We start from the raw sequence: 18,529 nt of genomic DNA, 5'->3' as shown, positions 1-18,529 counted from the left end.
CCAGAAACCTTCACAGCCTGCGATCTCGGGACAACTTCTTGCCATGCTGGCCGCCGTTTTGTTCGGCGTGTCGCCTGTCTTCTGCAAGATATTTATAGGTGACATGTCACCGGCACTTCTGGCAGGTCTGCTCTACCTCGGCTCAGGAGTCGGCCTGCAACTCCCCCTGCTCTTCCAGCGGAAAAGCTCCCTCGCGGAACTGAGAGAGCTCCCCACCCGGCACCGCATGAAGCTGATTGGAGCCATCGTGTGTGGCGGTGTCGTCGCCCCGCTATGCCTCGCCTACGGCATCAAATACGGAACGGCCTCCGAGGTATCGCTTCTGCTGAACATGGAGACGGTGGCCACCACGCTGATCGCCTGGCTGGTCTTCAAGGAATACATCGGGCCATATGTTTGGTCCGGGAAGGTCCTTATCCTGATCGGAGCCTTCATCGTGGTCTTCAAAACAGGAGGCGGGCCGGCTTTTTCAATTTCAGGTCTGCTCGTCATCCTTGCTTGCATCTTCTGGGGGATCGATAACAACCTCACACGGGACGTTCGGGAACTGTCATCGGCGGTCCTGGCCTCGGTTAAGGGGTTCGCGGCGGGAACTTTCTCCATAACCCTGGCGCTTGTTTTCACATCGGGACCGGTGACGGGATGGCAGATCTGCGGGGCGTTGGCCATCGGCGCCTTGAGTTACGGCCTGAGCCTCGTCCTCTTTGTCGAAGCTCTGCGGAAGATCGGGGCAGCCAGGACCGCGACCTTTTTTGCCACCGGCCCCTTTGTCGGCACCCTCCTCTCCGTGGCACTTCTTGGTGAGCGCCCACCCGCACCATACTGGTTGGCCACGACCTTGATGGTCGCCGGCATCGTCCTGCTCTACAGTGAGGTCCACAGGCACAACCACAGCCATGACGCGCAGGCGCATGCCCACCCACATACTCATGACGAGCATCACCTGCATGAACATGAAGACAACGAGGATGGCGGCCAGCATGAGCACTTCCATGTCCATGCCCAGCTGACGCACTCACACGTTCATTGGCCTGACATTCACCACAGGCATGATCACTGACCTCGGTCACGGAAAGTATCCTGACGGGGAATGCACTGGCCAGGCACAATAAAAGGAAGGGGAATAACATGTTCGAGAAGCAGAGCACTACCGGGTATAGGGAAGTGTTGGCGGGAATCAGGCAGAGGACGCTGGTGCACGGGGAGAACTCCCTGATGGTGGAGTTTGTGCTGGGGAGGGATTGTGTGCTGCCTCTTCACTCCCATCCCCACGAGCAGACCGGGTACCTGGTCAAGGGTCAGATCCGGCTGACCATCGGTGATGGCGTTCATGATGTAATGCCCGGGGACAGCTGGTGTATTCCCGGAGGGGTGCTGCACGGGGCGGAGATTATCGAGGACTCGGTGGCGATCGAGGTCTTCTCACCGGTGAGGGAGGATTATCTGCCCTAGCAGGCAGTCGTGCTGGCGAGGCAACTTCTTCTCAAGACTGCAGCCGGACTATGAGTGGGAGCCTTACAAGGACGATCTCCGACTACACGTCCTCCTCGAACTCCCTTTCGAAGTATCTGAGCTTCCCCGAATTCGACCTTTCGATGACCTCTACCTGGTTCAGGATGATGGTCATGGAGGGAGAGAGATGCTTTTTCAGCTCAGTCACATAATGTCGCCCGAGCTGCTTGTTAAAGTCCCCGTCGACCCTGACGAATATCTCGATCAGGTCCCGCCTTTTCTGCACAGCCTTGAATTGCTTGATCCCTTTTTTCAGGACATAGGCGAATATCGCGTCATAGACCTTGTCACCGTTGGGGGTGATCACATAATCATCCCTTCTGCCTGACAGTATCTGCAGTACGGGCAACTCTCTGCGGCACGCACACTGCTTGCTCATGATCATCCCCCGGTCCCCCAGGCCGTACCTGATGAACGGGAAATGAGTGGCATTGAGCTCGGTCACGTAGATATCACCCTCCCGATCGATCACCCTCTTCCCGTCTTTGATGACCTCAAGGTACACGTTGGACGCCATCAGGTGCATGCTGCCATGCTGGCACTCGAACCCTACCAAGCCAATCTCCGTGCACCCGTACTCGCTTCTGAAGGGCGCGCCCGTTGCTGCAGTGATGACATTCTTTTCCGCCGGGTAGACATACTCACCAGTCCCAATGACCGCTTTAAGATTTAAGGAACTCAGGTCCATCCCCTCCTCCGTCATGGAGCGGCAGAAGTCCGCTATCAGGCTGGGATAGCCATAGAAGTAGCTCGGGTTGAACCGGCTAAGGCGCGAGTGAAACGCTTTCTTCGCCTCCTTGGTGAGATCGAACGCCGAAAAACGGATGCGGTTCTTGAGGAGATCCTTTGTTCGAGCCAGCATCTCACCCTGGAACCCCACCGGCCTCCCCCAAAAGCGCGCCTGCCGGTCGCCGATCCTGATGCCATGCCAGCCGTGGGCCTCATAGAGCACCGATTCCATGTAGCCGGTGGCGAGGCGATCCTTGTAGAACTGCAAGGGCATTCCCGTGGAACCGCTGGTCGACCTGTGGTCGAGGTGGAGCCCGGTAAGGAGGAGCGGGCGCCTGCTGTCTTCTTTTGCAGCCTCGCGCAGCATCTCTTTGCTGACCAGAGGTAGCTGTTCCATCACCTGGTGTACGTCTTCAGGGTTCAGGGCGGACCTGAGCCGGCTAAGGTCGCGGTACAGGGGGATTCCGGAGTCGCCGGCGGCACGCAGCACACGGCATAACCGTTCTGTCTGGTGGTTTTTGATCAGGTCCTTGTTCGAGTTGTGTATCAGTTTGACCTCCTCGAGATGAGAGGCCACGAACTCCTTACGCAGGTAATGAACCGGGTATATGACGAAATGCTTGGCCATAAGTTGCTGCATAGGTCACCTCTTTGCTTTTCAGTGACTTCACCTCACGACCAGGAGGATCGGACTGGTAGCTGTGAGTTCTCCGTCAGCCACAGCTTCGTTTCCGAACTCCATTTAGTATTATAACAACCATTCAACAAGCTGACTGACAGGTAATTAACTTTGTGGCATACTCCCATTCATGAATGTGGAGCCGGAACATAGGGACCCGCCCGATGAGCCGTGGCTGACGATCCCGGCGGGGCGAATCGATGCCTCGGAAGGAAGTGTCCTCCCGTTGAAGCGTGCCCGACTGTGGGCGCTGGTGCTGGAGGCGCGCTCTGTGGAGCATCGGATGGAGCCCACGGAATCGGGGTGGGAGTTGCTGGTCCCGGCTTCCCGGTACGAGGCCGCCTGCCGGGAGCTGCGGCAATTCGTGGAGGAAAACCGCAACTGGCCCCCGCACCTGCCGCCGGTCCGCCCGATGATCGAAAATACCCTGCCCACCATCTGCATCCTCCTGCTGCTCGCGATCTTTCACAACATCACAGCCCTCGACATCACCGTCCTCGGACACCACTCCATCGACTGGCTCGATATCGGCAGCGCCCAGGCCGGCGAGATCCAGGACGGGCAGTGGTGGCGACTGGCTACCGCCCTCACCCTCCATGCCGACTGGCTGCACCTCTTCAGCAACCTCGCCATCGGCGGCATCTTCGTAGTCTACCTATGCCGCGATGTCGGCTCGGGCCTGGCATGGACCCTCCTCCTCGCCTCCGGCATGCTCGGCAACCTGGCAAACTCCTATCTGCAGCTTCGAGGTCATAACGCGGTCGGATCCTCGACGGCCGTCTTCGGCGCGGTCGGCATCCTGGGCGCTATCAGCCTCATGCGATACCGGCATCACCTGCGCAGGAAGTGGCCCCTACCCGTCGCGGCGGCGCTGTCGCTACTGGCATTGCTCGGGACAGAGGGAAAGAACACCGATCTCGGCGCCCATCTCTTCGGCTTTGTCTTCGGGTTTGGTTTGGGAATGATCACCGAGCTGATGCTCGGCTACCTGGGGCGTCCACGGCGGGTGCTGAACGCCGTCTTGGCCCTATCCAGCGGGGGTGTTGTACTGGCAGCGTGGTGGGCCGCGCTCAGGGCGGCAAATTGAAGGTCACAAAAAATGATGCGGAGGAGTTCCCTCCCCCGCATCGCTTTGCTGCTATCTGCTCTGACCGAAGTCAGTCGCGGTGGCCGTGGCCGCGATGCTCACCACGGTCGCCCGGATGTTCGCCACGTTCCCGAGGGGGGCCGCCATGCCTCTCTTCCCTGCCCCGGTCGTAATCCCTCCTGCCTTTCTTCCACTGCCCATACGGGATATGACGCTCATGCATGTAGGCCCGCCGGTAATCCCTCGGCACCCGGTAGACCGGGGGCGGGACAATGCGACGCGAGACCCCACGCCACGGCCCCTCGTAGGCGCGGGACCTGTACCAGCGATCGCCGCGCGGTGACCACCAGTACCCGTTGTAGTAAAAGACATCGTAGTCCACCTCAGGAACGAAATAAACCTGCGACCCCGGGACCAGCACCACCTCGGGAGGCTCCCTCACCACTATGGGAGGTGGTCCCAGGTTTACATTGACGTTGACCTCGGCTGCTGCTTCATTGAACATCGCGCCTGCGAGTAAGAGTCCGCCCAGCAGGATGCGATGCGTGACTTTCATATTTTTCCTGACCATGACACCTCCACGAATCCTCGAAGTGCGGGAGCGGCGAAGCTCCCGATCCCTGCGTAGGCGATGCACTCAAGAAGTTAATGTATCAGCAATTGCTTCCAGTACAACTTTTCGCTCACACCAGGGCCAGCTTACAGGAACGGAAGTGGTTTCCCGGTCCGAAAAGCTAGAGCCTGGCAGACGGCGATGAGTTGGCCATGTGGAATTAAATGCCCCTGAATCTAACACGAGACAAAGTTCTAAGCAAACCGTGTGCTCCCTCATCACACCTGTCAGAAGCAATACTACTTCGAAGCAACCACCACCAATTACAGTTGTAATAACTGCAACGCCCCCACTTTATATATAGCAATGTCATTCTATGACAGAAATACCATCTTGAACATTCACAGTCCATGCCTGTTATAAACCGTTTTTGAGCCAGAGGAAAGATCGTCCCAAGCCGTGTGCCATGGAGAGGAGTCGGCTTGACAGTTAGTTGACGCACATTATACTAAACCCTTGTGGATACTCACATACCAGCTACTCGAACAGATATTCGTTTAAAAGGCTGCCTTACCCTCATTAGTGCCACGACTTTTTCCTTTTTATTTATTATAAACGGCATTTCCAGGTATTGAAAAGAGCGGAGGTAAAAGAAATGAAAACAGACCTGAAGATCAGAATGAAACTAATCATCGGCTTTGGCATCATCGTCCTTACTTCCGCAGTAGTAGCACTCACAGCGTTCTATGCCATATCGTCGCTCAACGCAAATGTTCGTAACTTGCTGGAGTCGCAGATCCCTCAAATGAAGAGCGTGGCCCAGATCAGCCTCGATATCGCCAACAACGCGCTCCATATGGATGAAGCAATAATGGCCGACGCCCCCGAGACTGTCCGTTCCGAGATTGCCGCTATGGGCAATAACCAGAAGGCGATGTCGGAGAGCATGGAGAAGCTGAAAACCTCCCTGACCACGGACAAGGAGAAGGCGCTGCTGCAGGCCATCACCAACAAGAGGGCGGCTTACCTCTCCATCCGCGGGAAGATCGTGGCACTCCTCAATGAGGGCAAGAGGGCCGAGGCACAAAAGGCTATCAGTGAGCTGAAGCCTCTACGGTCGGCGTATCAGTCGGCTCTGGCGGACCTCGACACCTATATCCATGAAGGGGCGAGGCTCGATGGCGCCAATACCATGAACAGCGTGAAGACGGCACGAATGACCATTATCGCCCTGGTACTGGCATCACTGGCGATTGCAGCCGCCGTCATTTACTGGATCGTCACCAGTATCACCAAGCCCCTCAATGCCGCCGTATCCACCGCCGACAAGATTGCCGAAAGGGATCTGACGGTCGAGGTAACCGGCGTCGACAGCACCGAGACTGGACAGTTGATGGCCGCCATGGGGAACATGGTGCAGAACCTGAGGGACATCGTCTCGCAAACCTCCGACATCTCTGCCAGCATCGCCACATCATCGACCGAGCTCCACGCGACTTCCGAGCAGATGGCCAGCGGCGCCGAGCAGGTGGCGCTCCAGACCCAGACGGTGGCGACGGCAAGCGAGGAGATGTCGGCAACCTCGAACGATATCGCCCGCAACTGTCATGAAGCAGCCCGCAACTCTCAGCAAGCCAGCAGCGCAGCCGAGAGCGGCGCCAAGGTCGTGGCCCAGACGGTCGAGATCATGAACCGGATCGCGGAGCGGGTCAATGCAACCTCCCGCACGGTAGAAAGCCTCGGTGACCGTTCCGACCAGATCGGAGCCATCGTCGGTACCATCGAGGACATCGCGGATCAGACCAACCTGCTGGCCCTGAACGCGGCCATCGAGGCGGCGCGGGCAGGGGAACAGGGACGAGGGTTCGCGGTCGTCGCCGACGAGGTGCGGGCACTGGCAGAGCGGACGACGAAGGCAACGCGGGAGATAAGCGAGATGATCAAGGCGATCCAGGGCGAGACCAAGGGTGCGGTGCAGGCCATGGAAGAGGGTGTGCGGGAGGTGAAGCAGGGAACTGAAGAGGCGGCGAAGTCCGGCAGCGCGCTGCAGGAGATTCTTGACCAGATCAACGCGGTGAGCATGCAGGTGAACCAGATAGCGACCGCCGCCGAAGAACAGACGGCGACCATCAGCGAGATCACCGGCAACATCACCCAGATATCGGACGTCGTGCAGCGGACCGCGCAGGGATCGCAGGATTCCTCGGTGGCGGCAGCGCAACTGGCGAGTCTCTCGGATGACCTGAGTACACTGGTCACGCAGTTCAAGATCAGCTAAGGCTCAACGTCTAAAGACCGTTTGAAAGCCGGCGTGGAGCGACAAGCACCCACGCCGGCTTTTTGTTATGGAGCTATGTCCAAAACAAAGGTACTGCAACACCATAGATCCACTCTGCCAGGTCGGACAGAGGCGAATCCCCCCTGTCCCCCCTTTGACAAGGGGGGGACGCTTCGGGGGGCTTGGTACTCGGCTTCAGAGTGTGGGATATTGCCAGCTCAAACAAACCAAATCCCCCCTTCCCGCTTTGTCAAGGGGGGGAAAGGCACAACCTGAAGGAGGTCGGATGAGAGACGGGCCCATCACAACAATCTTCCTGTGCGGTGACGTCATGACCGGGAGGGGGATCGACCAGATCCTGCCCTACCCCAGCAGCCCGCAGATCTACGAGTCCTACCTGCAGGACGCCCGCGGTTACGTGGTACTCGCACAGCGCCGCTCCGGCCCGATACACACCCCCGTCGACTTCGCCTACCCCTGGGGGGATGCCATCTCGGTGTGGGAAAAAATATCGCCTGACCTGCGGATCATAAACCTCGAGACGAGCATCACCCGGAGCGACGAATGCTGGGAAGGGAAAGGGATCAACTACCGGATGCATCCTTCGAACATCCCCTGTCTATCGGCCGCCGGGATCGATGCCTGCGCCCTGGCCAACAATCACGTCGTCGACTGGGGATACCCGGGGCTGGAGGAGACACTGGAGGTGTTGCATGCTGCGGGGATAAAAACTGCCGGGGCGGGAAGGAATGACCAGGAGGCGGCGACACCGGCAGAATTGACAGTACCCGGAAAAGGAAGGGTGCTCCTCTTCAGCTTCGGGCTCGAGTCGAGCGGCGTCCCGAGGGGATGGAGGGCCAAGCACTCAAAGGCCGGGGTCAATTTCCTCGCCGATCTTTCCTCATCATCCGTCTCCAAAGTCGCGGCGCAAATCACAGGGATTAAAAGGGCTGGGGACATCGTGATCGCTTCACTGCACTGGGGGGAAAACTGGGGCTTCGCAGTCGCGGAGGAGGAAAGGCAGTTCGCGCACCGGCTGGTAGATACGGCGGGGGTGGACGTCGTATATGGGCATTCATCACACCACGTAATGGGAATCGAGGTCTACCGCGGGAGGCTGATCCTCTACGGATGCGGCGATTTCCTCAACGATTATGAAGGAATCAGAGGCTACGAGTTCTTCCGGGGAGACCTCAGCCTCATGTACTTCGCCGACCTCGATCCTGCAAGCGGGGAACTGGCGAAGCTGACCATGATCCCGACACGGATGCGGTGTTTCCAGATCCAGCACGCAACAGCTTCAGACAGGGAGTGGCTGGAGGAGACCCTCAAAAGGGAAGGAAAGAAATTCGGGTCGTCAGTAAAGGTGACGGAGGACGGCGCGCTGGAGCTGCAATCCCCCTTGTCCCCCCTTTGAGAAGGGGGGGACGGCGGATTCCCTCTCCGTAGCCCTGCGGGAGAGGGAATAGAGGTATGGTTGCAGGGGAGCGGCTGAGATCTAGCTCCCGGCAAGGGGTCAACGCCGGAGGTGTCCCAGCTTGGACATCACGTTGAAGAGCCCGTCCTTCGAGACTGGCTTCACCAGGTAGGATGCGCAGTGGGCCTGGCAGAAGGACTCGATGGCCTCGTTGGAGGAGTTGAGGGCGGTGAGCATGACGATGTCCACCGCCTTCTCTGGCTTTTGCTCCTGTTCCAGTGACCTGATGGCCTCGACCGTCTCGTGCCCGCTAAGGCCTGGCATCATGATGTCCATAATGATGACATCGTACGGCTGGTCCTTTTCCCGGGCCGATCGATACTTCTCGAGGGCCTCCCCTCCGTTTTTTGCCTGGTGGCAGTCAGCTACCGACTTTATCAAGGTAGCAACGAATTCCCTGCAGAATACTTCATCATCCACCACGAGACACTTCAGCATGTTCCCCCCAGCCTCTCATTTCCTTCGTTTTCGCCTGCGCCCGTCTCACCTCAAGGCGTCGAACTGCATCGATTCGTCCAGCAAATGGGCCTGACCGATGTCCTGAAACTCCTCCCTGAGCGTGGTGAAGAGCGCGAGATTGTCCAGAAAGAGCCCAAGCAGCCTGGGATCGAAGAAGGTGCCGCAGCCGTCCCTCATTATCTGCACGGCTCCTTCGATGGTGAAGGCCTTCTTGTATGGCCTCTCTGACAACAGGGCGTCAAATACGTCCACCACCATCACGATCCTGCCGAAGATATGGATGTTCCTCCCTGACAATCCGTATGGATAGCCGCTGCCGTCCCACTTCTCATGATGTTGCAGGGCGATGATATGCCCGGCGGCTATGACGGGATAGGGACCGGCGGAGGAGAGGATCTTCCCGCCGATGACGGTATGGAGCTGCATGATGCGCAACTCCTCGGGATCGAGCTTCCCCGGTTTCAGGAGGATGCGATCAGGTATCCCGATCTTGCCGACGTCGTGCAGCGGTGATGAATAGCGCAGCACTTCGCAGGCCTTGTCCGAGAGCCCCGCGAGCTTTCCCAGGAGGTTGGAGAACTCGCTGATGCGCTTGGTGTGAAGACCAGTTTCCACGTCCCGGAATTCGGCTGCCTTGCCGAGACGCAGCGAGATCTCGTACTCGGTCCTGCGCGAAAATGCCAGCGCGTGCCTGAGGTCGGCGGTCTTGCGGATGACTTCCTGCTCCAGGGCCGCGCTCATCAAGTTGGATATATCGAGAAGCTTCTTGCTGCGGAGGTGGTTCCTGACCCTCAGCCTCAACTCCTCGGGGTTGTACGGTTTGGTCAGGAAGTCGTTGGCGCCAAGCGACAGCGAGCGGAGTACCTCGTTGCTGTCAGAGGTGACAACGATTACGGGGATGTCGCAATAGCGCTCGTCTTCTTTCAAGACGCACAGAAGCTCGAAGCCGTTCATCACCGGCATACCCAGGTCCAGCAGGATCGTGTCGGTGTCCGTATTGGAGCGGAGCACCTCCAGCGCCTGCACCCCGTTCGATGCCTTTAAAACGGTGGCATCCATTCCCGAGAGCATATACTCCAGCATCTCCAGGTTCATCTCTACATCGTCGACAGCAAGTATTTTTACCGCTTCGATCATATAAGTCCCTCAAGGTTTTCCAGCGCGACTTTCACAAGAGGAAGCCCGCACGGCCGCCGGCTTTCAACTCCACCAGCAGGGTCCTGCAGTGCTGATGAGATGGATACGGCGGCGCTTTTGTGTTATCGGCAGCCAGGAGCAGGGCTTTAGGCAATTAATGAGAGAGGAAATTAAGGTGGGATCGTGATGGCCGGCGGGGGGTATGGCTCAAGCAGAAAGAGAGCGGGATCAAGGTCCCCGCCCTCTTCTGGCGCAACAGTAAACCTTCAACGAGAGGTCAGATCAGCAGCCGCACGGGATTCTCCAGGATACGCTTCAGCTCGACCAGGAATTCGGCGGCATAGACACCGTCGACCATCCTATGGTCGGAGCAGAGGGTGACCTTCATGACCTTGGCGACGGCAGGCGCCCCGCCCCGGACTACGACCGTGTCGGCCACGGCCCCGACGGCCAAAACGCCTGAATGAGACGGGTAGATGATCGCGGTGAAGTGGCTGACGCCGTGCATCCCGAGGTTTGAGACGGAGAAGGTGCCCCCCCCCATCTCCTGCTCGGCCAGGGCTCCGGAGCGGGCGCGCTCGGCAAGTTCCCGGCTCTTTTGCGAGAGCTCCTGCAATGAAAGGTGCTGGCATCCCTGGATCACCGGGATCAGGACTCCGTCCTTTACCCCGACAGCAACGCCAACATTGACCTCCCCGCGGAGATGCATGCCGTCGGCGGCCAGCGACGCGTTGTATTGCGGGAAGAGCTGAAGAGCTAGGGAGACAGCCTTGACCACCATGTCGTTGACAGTGACGGCGATGCCGCTCTCCTTAAGCTGGCGCCGCATGGACATGGCGTCGTCCATCATTATTTCCATGGTCACCGTGAAGTGCGGAATGGAGCGCCAGGACTCGGTTACGGTCTTCGCCACTGCCGCGCGAAGCCTCGGCATGGCCTCGATCCCCTCTTCCAGCGGGGCCTTGGCGGCAGGAGGAGCGGGTTTCGGCTCTTCGGCGGGTGCTGCCGGCCGTGCAGGCTCTGCCGGAGCGCCTTTACGCCCATCGAGGTCCTGCAGCAGAATGCGGCCGTCGGGGCCGCTCCCTTTGACCAGGCTGAGGTCGATCCCCAGTTCCCGCGCACGCCGTCGGACCACCGGGGCCGCCTTCTCCCGACCTTGCGGTGGAGGGGCCCCAACCGGTGCCGGCTGAGCGGCAGGGATGGTTTCGCCGCCACCGGGCTTCATCGGTGCCTCTTCTTCACCCTCTCCCCCCTTTTCTTCAGGCTTGCCGATCAGGGCGATGACCGAGCCGACCGCTGCCAGCTCTCCCGCCTGCACCTTTATTTCCAGCAGCACCCCGGATACAAAGGCCTCGAGCTCCATGTTCGCCTTGTCGGTCTCGACCTCGGCCAGCACCTCCCCGCGGCGAACCTCCTCCCCCACCCTTTTCTTCCAGGAGACCACTCTCCCTTCGGTCATGGTATCGGAAAGTTTGGGCATGACGATTTCGTTCATGGCGGCTCCTCAGTAAGAGTCGTTGATAAGGTCGCGGACGCCCTGCGCGATCCCGTCGACCTGGGGGATGCAGGCCTTCTCGATCTTGCGCGAGTAGGGCATGGGCACGTCAAGACCGGAGATCCTCCGCACCGGGGCCAGCAGCGTGTCGAAGCAGCGGTCGTAGATGCGGGAGGCGATGTCGCCGCCGAGCCCCGCCGTCCTCCAGCATTCCTCCACCACCATGGCTCGGCCGGTCTTGATCACCGAGGCGAGCACGGTCTCCATGTCCAGCGGGCTCAGGGTGCGCAGGTCGATCACCTCGCAGGAGATCCCCTCCTTCTCGAGGAACTGGGCCGCCTGCAGGCAGAGTATGGCCATACGCCCGTAGCCGACCATGGTGACGGCGGAGCCATCCCGCATCACCGAGGCCTTCCCGAAGGGGACCAGGAATTCGGGGTCTTCGGAGACCTCCCCCTTGCTGTTGTAGAGGAGTTCATGCTCCAGGTAGATGACCGGGTTGTTCTCCCTTATCGCCGTCTTGAGGAGCCCCTTGGCGTCGGCGGGGGTCGCCGGGTAGGCCACCCTCATCCCCGGGCAGTGCATGAAGTAGGTCTCGAGGCTCTGGGAGTGCTGGGCGCCGAGCTGGCTTCCGCCCCCTCCGGGCATCCTGATCACCATCGGGAGGAAGACCTGGCCGCCGAACATGTAGCGCACCTTGGCCATGTGGTTGACGATCTGGTCCATGGCCAAAAGGGCGAAGTTCACGGTCATCAGCTCGGCCACCGGCCTGACGCCCCCCATGGCCGCGCCCACGGCCACACCGACTATGGTGTTTTCCGATATCGGGCAGTCCCGCACCCGCTCCTCGCCGAACTCCGACAGCAGCCCACGTGTCACCTTGAAGGCCCCCTCGTAGAGGGCCACGTCCTCTCCGTAGGTGACTACCGTGGCGTCGCGGCGCATCTCCTCCTTGAGCGCCAGATTGATGGCATCCCGGTAGGTCATCTCAGACATAGATATCCTCCCAGATCTGGTCGTCCTCGGGCCACGGCGACTGGGAGGCAAAAGTGACCGCCTCACCCACCTGTGCTACGCATCGTTCGCGGATCTCCTCCAGATGTGCCTGGGTCGCCATCCCCTCCTCGACCAGGCGCCGGCCCAGATTCGGGATCGGATCGCGGTTCTTCCAGACATCGCGCTCGGCGGAGCTGCGGTAGAGGGCCGGATCGGACATGGAGTGCCCGCGGAAACGGTAGGTGACGGCTTCGATGAAGTACGGCCGCTGCCTCTCCCTGACCCAGGCCGCCGCGCGCCTGGTCGCCTGGTACATGGCGATCACATCCATGCCGTCGACCTTTTCGCTGGGGATGTCATAGCCGCAGGTGCGCCGGTGCAGGGCGGACTGGGCCGAGGCGCGGTGGACCTCGGTCCCGATGCCGTAGAAGTTGTTCTCGCAGATGAAGAGTATCGGCAGCTCCCAAAGTCTCGCCCAGTTGAGCGATTCGTGGAAGGTCCCCTGGTTCATCGAGCCGTCGCCGAAGAAACAGGCGGTAATCCGCTCCTCGTTCTTGAGGCGGGTTGACCAGGCAAGCCCCACGGCGATCGGGAACTGGCCGCCGACGATGGCGTAGCCGCCCATGAAGTTCAGCTCCGGGGCGAAGAGGTGCATCGACCCCCCCTTCCCCTTGCAAAGGCCGGTTGCCCTGCCGAAGAGTTCGGCCATCACCTTCTTCGGATCGACCCCGCGCACGATGGCCTGGGCATGGTCGCGGTAGGTGGAGAGGATGTAGTCGTCCCTGGTGAGCGCCGCGGTGCAGCCGACAGCCACCGCCTCCTGTCCGGAGTAGAGGTGCAGGAAGCCGGTGATCTCCCCCTTTGCGTACTGCTCGGCGCAGCTCTCCTCGAACTCGCGGCAGAGCACCATCTGCTCGTAGAACCTGATCAGCTCCCCGTCAGGGAATAGCTCCTTTAGGTTCTCATCCATGGCTCTCCTCCTTCACGAAATTGAGCAGCCCCCCCGCAAGGAGCTCCTGGCGTTCGCGATCGGAGGCATCGAGGAGCGTGATCATCTCGGAGCCGTCGACCTTGACCGGTATCTCCTTCGCGCCGCTTTGTACCAGCGCCCGCACGCCCGCAAGCCGCAGGCGGTCGCCCTCCTTGAGGCGCTCGTAATCTGCCGGATCCTTGAAGGTAAGGGGGAGGATGCCGTAGTTGATCAGGTTGGAGCGATGGATCCTGGCGAAGCTCTTGGCGATCTTGGCGCGAACGCCGAGGTAGCGAGGCGCCAGCGCAGCGTGCTCCCGGGATGACCCCTGCCCGTAGTTCTCGCCACCCACCACCGCGCTCTGCTTCTTTTCCTGCGCCCGGCCGGCGAATTCGGGATCGATCTGCTCGAAGACGAACCTGCTGATGGCGGGAATGTTGCTGCGGAAGGGAAGGACCTTGTTGCCGGCCGGCATGATGGTGTCGGTGGAGATGTTGTCCCCCACCTTGATGACGACCTCGAGCTCCAGGCTGTCCGGGAGCGGGTCGAACTCCGGGAAGGGCTTGATGTTGGGTCCCATCACGATCTCCACGGCGCCGCCATCCTCGGGAGGGAACTCGATGCCCGCGTCGTCAACGAGGTACTGCCCGGGGTTCTGAACGGCCGGCCAGGGGAGGAGTTCGGCGAGCTTGCGCGGGTCGGTTACCACGCCGTACACACCGGCCGCCGCCGCGGTCTCGGGGGAGCAGAGGTAGACCCGGTCTTCCTTGGTGCCGCTTCGCCCCGGGAAGTTCCTGGGGAAGGTCCTGAGCGAGACCTGGTTCGTTCCCGGAGCCTGCCCCATGCCGATGCAGCCGAGGCAGCCCGGCTGGTGCACCTGCCCTCCGGCCAAGAGGAGCATGATGAAGCCGCCGTGGGCGACCACGTTCTCCAGCACCTGACGGCTTCCGGGATTGATGTGGAAGGTCAGGTTGGGGGCGATCTTGCGGTCCTCCAGGATCTTGCAGACCGTCATCAGGTCCCGGAAGGATGAATTCACCGAGCTCCCCACGATCACCTGGTCAACCTTGAGCCCTTCGATATCGGCCACCCGCACCACGTTGTCGGGCGATGACGGGCAGGCGATGAGCGGCTCCACCTTCGAGAGGTCGATCTCGTCGTATTCGTCGTAAGTGGCGTCCGGATCGGCGGCAAGCTCCCGCCAGACGTCCGCTCGCCCCTGGGCCTTGAGGAAGGCCAGGGTCTGGTCGTCGCTGGGGAAAACCGTACTGGTGGCGCCGAGCTCGGCACCCATGTTGCCGATGGTGGCGCGGTCGGTGGCGGATAAAGTCGCGACACCGGGGCCGTAGTATTCGATGATCTTCCCGACGCCCCCCTTGACCGTGTGCCGCCGGAGCATCTCCAGGATGACGTCCTTCCCCGAGACCCACGGCTGCAGCTGTCCCGTCAGTTTTATCCCCCAGATACGCGGGCAGGTGAGATGGAAGGGGTGGCCGGCCATGGCCAGCGCCACGTCCAACCCCCCGGCGCCGATGGCCAGCTGCCCCATCCCGGCCGCCGTCGGGGTATGAGAGTCGGCGCCGAGCAGGGTGGTGCCGGGGACGCCGAAGCGCTCCAGATGGACCTGGTGGGAGACGCCGTTGCCGGGCTTGGAGAGATTGACCCCGAACTTCCGGGCCGCGGTGGCGAGAAAGACATGGTCGTCGGCGTTCTTGTTGTCGGTCTGCAGCAGGTTGTGGTCTATGTACTGGGCCGCGAGACCGACCTTGACCCGCTCCAGGCCGGTGGCCATGAATTCCAGCATGGCCATGGTGCCGGTTGCGTCCTGCAAAAGGGTCTGGTCGATCTTCAGCGCTATTTCCCGACCGGGTGCGAGCTCACCTTCCACGAGGTGAGCTTCCATTATCTTGGTGGCGAGATTTTTTCCCATTGGGCCTCCTCTTCAGCTCTCAGCGTCATAATAAAAAAGACCGGACGCAGCGTTACCGCCTGCCTCCGGTCTGGCACTACTTTTCGACCAATTCCCTGAGCACAACCGCGTTGTTACGCTCAGTGTCATGGGCTGCGAAGAGCAGGGTCACGGTCCGCTCCCGGGCCAGACCGCGGATCTCCTCCAGCAGCGGGCGCTGCCCTTCGAGCTCCTGGAGGTACCTCTTCCTGAACTCCTGCCACTTGGCCGGATCGTGCCCGAACCAGTGACGGAGTTCATCGCTCGGCGCAATCTCCTTCAGCCACCGGTCGACGTGGGCCCGCGACTTTGAAAGCCCCCTGGGCCAGAGCCGGTCCACCAGCAGGCGCAAGCCGTCGGCAGGGGCGGGCTCCTCGTATACGCGCTTGATCCTGAGCATCACCGTGGCTTGAAGCCACGGCGGCATCCGGGGAGGATGCCGCCCGAGCGCGGTGTGGTAGTCGGGGTTCTGCGGATAACCATTGGGTTCTCGATGGACAGCTGGATTGATCTGCGCAGAAGATGGAATTGCCGAACCTACAGAGCCGCCAGCACTCTCTCCATGCTCTGCTTCACCGTTTCCGCCAGCTCCGTCAACTGGTCGTTACCGACCAGGGAAAGTGCCGCTACCGGGTCCATGATCATGACCACGGTGCGGGCGTCGGAGAGCGAGTAGAGGACGACGTTGCAGGGAAGGAGTGTCCCCACGTTCAGTTCCACCCCGAAGGCCTGGTAGGCCAGTCCCGGATTGCAGGCGCCGAGGATCAGGTAGTTGCGGAACTCCTTGTGCAGCTTCTCGCGGAACTTCTGCTTCACGTCGATCTCGGAAAGGATCCCGAAACCTTCCTTCTGCAGTTCCTCCTGGATCTTTCTGCGCGCATCGGCGAAGGGGACGGCCAGGGTGAGGCCGAAGGCGTAGGGGGTGGTGAGAGGCTGGGCCTCTTCCCTTTCCATGGCCTCCGCCCGCTGTTTCAGGGCCAGCACCTCGCTCTGTATCTGTTCGGGGATGGTGCTCTGGATCAGCTGCTCGGCGTGCTCGTCCTTCGGTGTCCAGTCGACCTCGATGGTCAGCACCTGGGGTGCTACGGGGCTCTGCACCGAGGACGGGACCACGCGGTTCACCACCCTACCGGAGAAAAGGGGGTGCTCAAGCAGGAAGTAGTGGACCTCCCCGTGGGCCTTGTCGATGACCACCTTCTCCTTTATCAGCATCCCCTCGCCCTTGATCTCGCGCAGGACACCGTTGCCGTAATGCTGCAGGATGCGGGACTGCACCACACCCGGCATGTAACCTTGAGGCTGTTCCACCTTCTCTATGAGGAGCTTCCATACGGTATCGAGCGCTGCATGCACCTCGCTGCTGTATGAGATCTTGCGCATCGTTAGCACCTCCCGCTGTCTTTGACGCTCGCTGTCAAATAAGGTCCGGGAAAGGCTGGGCCTTTGTCCACCATAACTTTACCCCATACTTCCCCCGCGGCAACCAAAAAGCCCGCAGAACGCGTGCCTGCGGGCTCCGGTGTGGCTGATTGTCCGGCTGTCACCGGGGGGTGAGAGGCCTCCCCGATTCGAGTTCGCGCTTTTGGTGATAGATGAAGCGGACCATGTAGTACTCGAAGGGATAGCCGCTCTCGTAGTAGCGGAAGTCGATCAGGTGCCGGGCGTCTATGGCTTCAAGAAGGTTTATCCCGGTGGCAATGGTGAAGCTGTCGTCGGATGAGCCGGTGAGCGAGTCGATGCCGGTATAGATCCCGTACCTGATACCGCCGTCGACCGCGAGTCCCCCTGTGTCCCGCACCGATGACGGGCCGAAAATCGGAAGCACCAGGTAAGGCCCGGACTCGACCCCCCAGTACCCAAGCGTCTTGCCGAAATCCTGCTGGTGTCTCTCCAGGCCCCACTTGGTCGCGGGATCGAAGAGCCCCCCCAGCCCGAGCGTGGTGTTGGTCACGAAGCGGCCAAGCGTAATGGCGGACTCCTTCCCCTTCAGCTGGAAGATGCTGTTGGTGAGATTGCGGATCTCTTCGATGTTGTAATAGAAGTTGGTGATCCGCTCCTGGAGGAAGACCGGGGTGATGAATTCGTACCCTTTGACCACCGGAAGAAAGAGGTACTTGTCGAAGTAGAAGTTGAACCGGTACATGTTGCGGTTGAAAGATTCCCAGGGGTCGTAGATGTAGGCGATCGGCTCGTCCTTGAATTCGCCAACCGTGTGCATCGCCGGCACCTCAGCGGGTGAACCGGACCTGGTAGCGGCGCACCCAGTGACCGAGAGGAGCATGAGTAAACCGAGGATGGTACGAGCGATCATGACATCCTCCTGATCATCTGAAGAAAGCGACCATGTACTCCAGGTTGTCCTTGTATTCTACGTTTCCCAAGTGGCCGCCGCGAGGGTAGACCTTGGCGCGGTTGCCGAAGAGCCGCTTGAGATAATCGACCTCCGCCTGGGTCACAATGAAATCGTTCTCGTTGAGCACGACGCCGAACTTCGGTGAATTCAGGTACGGCTCGATGCTTTTCAGGCTCTGTGCGTCGATCAGTCCCTGCTTGGTTAGCCCCGGATACTTCCTCTGGAAATAGGGATAGAAATACTCGTTGAAATAGTCGAAGAAGCTAAGGTGCGAGGAAACAAGGAAGTAGTCGTAAAGGGAGTCGCCTTGCCTCAGCACCAGATTCTTCGGCACGATGTAGCCGCTGTTGGTCATCACGTCGGAGGCGAAGACCATGCCGCCGAGATTGATGCGGAAGGTCAGGCCGATCAGACCTCCGGTCTCTTCGCGGTTAAAGAGCTGCTCATTGTACATCGTGTAGAGGAAGTCGTCGTTCAGTGCCACGAAATTGCCGTAGCGATAAAACTCGCTGAACTTGGAGAGCATCCTGTTGAAGAAGACCCCCTCCTGCTTCGGGCCGCCGGGAACCGCTGCCAGCAGGTCCTCGATCCTGGCAATCGAGCTGTAGATGCTGACGGAAGGGTTTATCATCAGGACCTTCCGGAAATTGAAGACCTTCCGCTCCTCATCGAGCTTCGCCACGAAGGCCGCATCGTTGCCCCCAAGGCTGTAGCCGCAGATGTTGAAGGAGGAGACCTCTATATCGCCCTTGACCTCCTTCCAGGCCACCTCCATGGCGTGATAGATATCGGCTGCGTCTTCGCCGAGATCGCCCGGCACGCAGCTGCGGGAGGCGGAGATGATGAAGTTGGCGTT

At 60.2% G+C, this 18,529-nt stretch carries 17 protein-coding genes; 5 read left to right on the top strand and 12 right to left on the bottom strand.

Annotation, left to right across the window (positions count from 1 at the left end; all coding sequences use genetic code 11):
- Window positions 1–22 precede the first annotated feature (22 nt).
- Together AC11W3_RS08350 and AC11W3_RS08345 are read left to right on the top strand one after the other, a co-directional pair.
- Window positions 23–1,060 (top strand): DMT family transporter, encoded by a 1,038-nt coding sequence (locus AC11W3_RS08350; protein ID WP_484092813.1) that lies wholly within the window; start codon window positions 23–25, stop codon window positions 1,058–1,060.
- A 68-nt stretch (window positions 1,061–1,128) separates the two neighbouring features.
- Window positions 1,129–1,452 carry a cupin domain-containing protein gene (locus AC11W3_RS08345; RefSeq protein WP_484092812.1) on the top strand — a complete coding sequence of 108 codons (324 nt, stop codon included), beginning with the start codon at window positions 1,129–1,131 and terminating at the stop codon, window positions 1,450–1,452.
- An 82-nt stretch (window positions 1,453–1,534) separates the two neighbouring features.
- Here AC11W3_RS08345 and AC11W3_RS08340 read toward each other — a convergent pair whose 3' ends face one another.
- On the bottom strand, window positions 1,535–2,881 hold the full coding sequence (locus tag AC11W3_RS08340) for a phenylacetate--CoA ligase family protein (protein WP_484089413.1): 1,347 nt from the start codon (window positions 2,879–2,881) through the stop codon (window positions 1,535–1,537).
- Window positions 2,882–3,146: 265 nt separating this feature from the next.
- On the opposite strand from AC11W3_RS08340, the gene AC11W3_RS08335 reads away from it, so the two are divergent.
- A complete protein-coding gene (locus tag AC11W3_RS08335) occupies window positions 3,147–4,007 on the top strand; it encodes a rhomboid family intramembrane serine protease (protein ID WP_484089412.1) in 861 nt (286 codons plus the stop codon).
- Between the two features lie 70 nt (window positions 4,008–4,077).
- Here the strand turns inward: AC11W3_RS08335 and AC11W3_RS08330 are convergent, their stop codons facing one another.
- Window positions 4,078–4,578: a hypothetical protein gene (locus AC11W3_RS08330; protein WP_484089411.1), complete on the bottom strand. Its 501-nt coding sequence runs from the start codon at window positions 4,576–4,578 to the stop codon at window positions 4,078–4,080.
- Window positions 4,579–5,215: 637 nt separating this feature from the next.
- Here AC11W3_RS08330 and AC11W3_RS08325 point away from each other — a divergent pair.
- Together AC11W3_RS08325 and AC11W3_RS08320 are read left to right on the top strand one after the other, a co-directional pair.
- Window positions 5,216–6,838: a methyl-accepting chemotaxis protein gene (locus tag AC11W3_RS08325; RefSeq protein WP_484089410.1), complete on the top strand. Its 1,623-nt coding sequence runs from the start codon at window positions 5,216–5,218 to the stop codon at window positions 6,836–6,838.
- A 286-nt stretch (window positions 6,839–7,124) separates the two neighbouring features.
- On the top strand, window positions 7,125–8,255 hold the full coding sequence (locus AC11W3_RS08320; RefSeq protein ID WP_484092811.1) for a CapA family protein: 1,131 nt from the start codon (window positions 7,125–7,127) through the stop codon (window positions 8,253–8,255).
- Window positions 8,256–8,354: 99 nt separating this feature from the next.
- Here AC11W3_RS08320 and AC11W3_RS08315 read toward each other — a convergent pair whose 3' ends face one another.
- The 10 genes from AC11W3_RS08315 to AC11W3_RS08270 form a co-directional block, all read right to left on the bottom strand.
- Window positions 8,355–8,753, bottom strand: a complete 399-nt coding sequence (locus AC11W3_RS08315) for a response regulator (RefSeq protein WP_484089408.1) — start codon at window positions 8,751–8,753, stop codon at window positions 8,355–8,357.
- Between the two features lie 45 nt (window positions 8,754–8,798).
- Window positions 8,799–9,911 carry an HD domain-containing phosphohydrolase gene (locus tag AC11W3_RS08310; protein ID WP_484089407.1) on the bottom strand — a complete coding sequence of 371 codons (1,113 nt, stop codon included), beginning with the start codon at window positions 9,909–9,911 and terminating at the stop codon, window positions 8,799–8,801.
- Between the two features lie 277 nt (window positions 9,912–10,188).
- A complete protein-coding gene (locus tag AC11W3_RS08305; protein WP_484092810.1) occupies window positions 10,189–11,406 on the bottom strand; it encodes a dihydrolipoamide acetyltransferase family protein in 1,218 nt (405 codons plus the stop codon).
- A gap of 9 nt (window positions 11,407–11,415) precedes the next feature.
- Window positions 11,416–12,402, bottom strand: a complete 987-nt coding sequence (locus AC11W3_RS08300) for an alpha-ketoacid dehydrogenase subunit beta (RefSeq protein ID WP_484089405.1) — start codon at window positions 12,400–12,402, stop codon at window positions 11,416–11,418.
- Entirely contained in the window at window positions 12,395–13,372 is a 978-nt protein-coding gene (gene pdhA / locus AC11W3_RS08295) for a pyruvate dehydrogenase (acetyl-transferring) E1 component subunit alpha (protein ID WP_484092809.1), read from the bottom strand. The genes AC11W3_RS08300 and pdhA overlap by 8 nt, the downstream gene beginning before the upstream one ends.
- Window positions 13,365–15,302 (bottom strand): aconitate hydratase, encoded by a 1,938-nt coding sequence (locus AC11W3_RS08290; RefSeq protein ID WP_484092808.1) that lies wholly within the window; start codon window positions 15,300–15,302, stop codon window positions 13,365–13,367. Before AC11W3_RS08290 ends, pdhA begins: the two co-directional genes overlap by 8 nt.
- A 76-nt stretch (window positions 15,303–15,378) precedes the next feature.
- Complete coding sequence (locus AC11W3_RS08285) at window positions 15,379–15,720, bottom strand: DUF488 domain-containing protein (RefSeq protein WP_484089420.1); 342 nt, start codon at window positions 15,718–15,720, stop codon at window positions 15,379–15,381.
- A 137-nt stretch (window positions 15,721–15,857) separates the two neighbouring features.
- Window positions 15,858–16,700, bottom strand: a complete 843-nt coding sequence (locus tag AC11W3_RS08280) for a DUF302 domain-containing protein (protein WP_484089402.1) — start codon at window positions 16,698–16,700, stop codon at window positions 15,858–15,860.
- A 160-nt stretch (window positions 16,701–16,860) separates the two neighbouring features.
- Entirely contained in the window at window positions 16,861–17,631 is a 771-nt protein-coding gene (locus tag AC11W3_RS08275) for an MlaA family lipoprotein (protein ID WP_484092807.1), read from the bottom strand.
- 13 nt (window positions 17,632–17,644) lie between these two features.
- Window positions 17,645–18,529 (bottom strand): alpha/beta hydrolase (locus AC11W3_RS08270; protein ID WP_484092806.1); only part of this gene is annotated, 885 nt, incomplete at its 5' end.

Source organism: Geomonas sp. (assembly GCF_056994735.1).
The sequence above is the reverse complement of the archived record's forward strand: the minus strand, read 5'-3'. Positions and strand labels throughout refer to the sequence as shown.

Bases quoted from the DNA above. Each gene is read 5' to 3' on its own strand.
- AC11W3_RS08345 (WP_484092812.1), top strand. From the start codon at position 1,129: ATGTTCGAGAAGCAGAGCACTACCGGGTATAGGGAAGTGTTGGCGGGA.
- AC11W3_RS08340 (WP_484089413.1), bottom strand. From the start codon at position 2,881: ATGCAGCAACTTATGGCCAAGCATTTCGTCATATACCCGGTTCATTAC.
- AC11W3_RS08330 (WP_484089411.1), bottom strand. From the start codon at position 4,578: ATGGTCAGGAAAAATATGAAAGTCACGCATCGCATCCTGCTGGGCGGA.
- AC11W3_RS08325 (WP_484089410.1), top strand. From the start codon at position 5,216: ATGAAAACAGACCTGAAGATCAGAATGAAACTAATCATCGGCTTTGGC.
- AC11W3_RS08320 (WP_484092811.1), top strand. From the start codon at position 7,125: ATGAGAGACGGGCCCATCACAACAATCTTCCTGTGCGGTGACGTCATG.
- AC11W3_RS08315 (WP_484089408.1), bottom strand. From the start codon at position 8,753: ATGCTGAAGTGTCTCGTGGTGGATGATGAAGTATTCTGCAGGGAATTC.
- AC11W3_RS08310 (WP_484089407.1), bottom strand. From the start codon at position 9,911: ATGATCGAAGCGGTAAAAATACTTGCTGTCGACGATGTAGAGATGAAC.
- AC11W3_RS08305 (WP_484092810.1), bottom strand. From the start codon at position 11,406: ATGAACGAAATCGTCATGCCCAAACTTTCCGATACCATGACCGAAGGG.
- AC11W3_RS08300 (WP_484089405.1), bottom strand. From the start codon at position 12,402: ATGTCTGAGATGACCTACCGGGATGCCATCAATCTGGCGCTCAAGGAG.
- pdhA (WP_484092809.1), bottom strand. From the start codon at position 13,372: ATGGATGAGAACCTAAAGGAGCTATTCCCTGACGGGGAGCTGATCAGG.
- AC11W3_RS08290 (WP_484092808.1), bottom strand. From the start codon at position 15,302: ATGGGAAAAAATCTCGCCACCAAGATAATGGAAGCTCACCTCGTGGAA.
- AC11W3_RS08285 (WP_484089420.1), bottom strand. From the start codon at position 15,720: ATGCTCAGGATCAAGCGCGTATACGAGGAGCCCGCCCCTGCCGACGGC.
- AC11W3_RS08280 (WP_484089402.1), bottom strand. From the start codon at position 16,700: ATGCGCAAGATCTCATACAGCAGCGAGGTGCATGCAGCGCTCGATACC.
- AC11W3_RS08275 (WP_484092807.1), bottom strand. From the start codon at position 17,631: ATGATCGCTCGTACCATCCTCGGTTTACTCATGCTCCTCTCGGTCACT.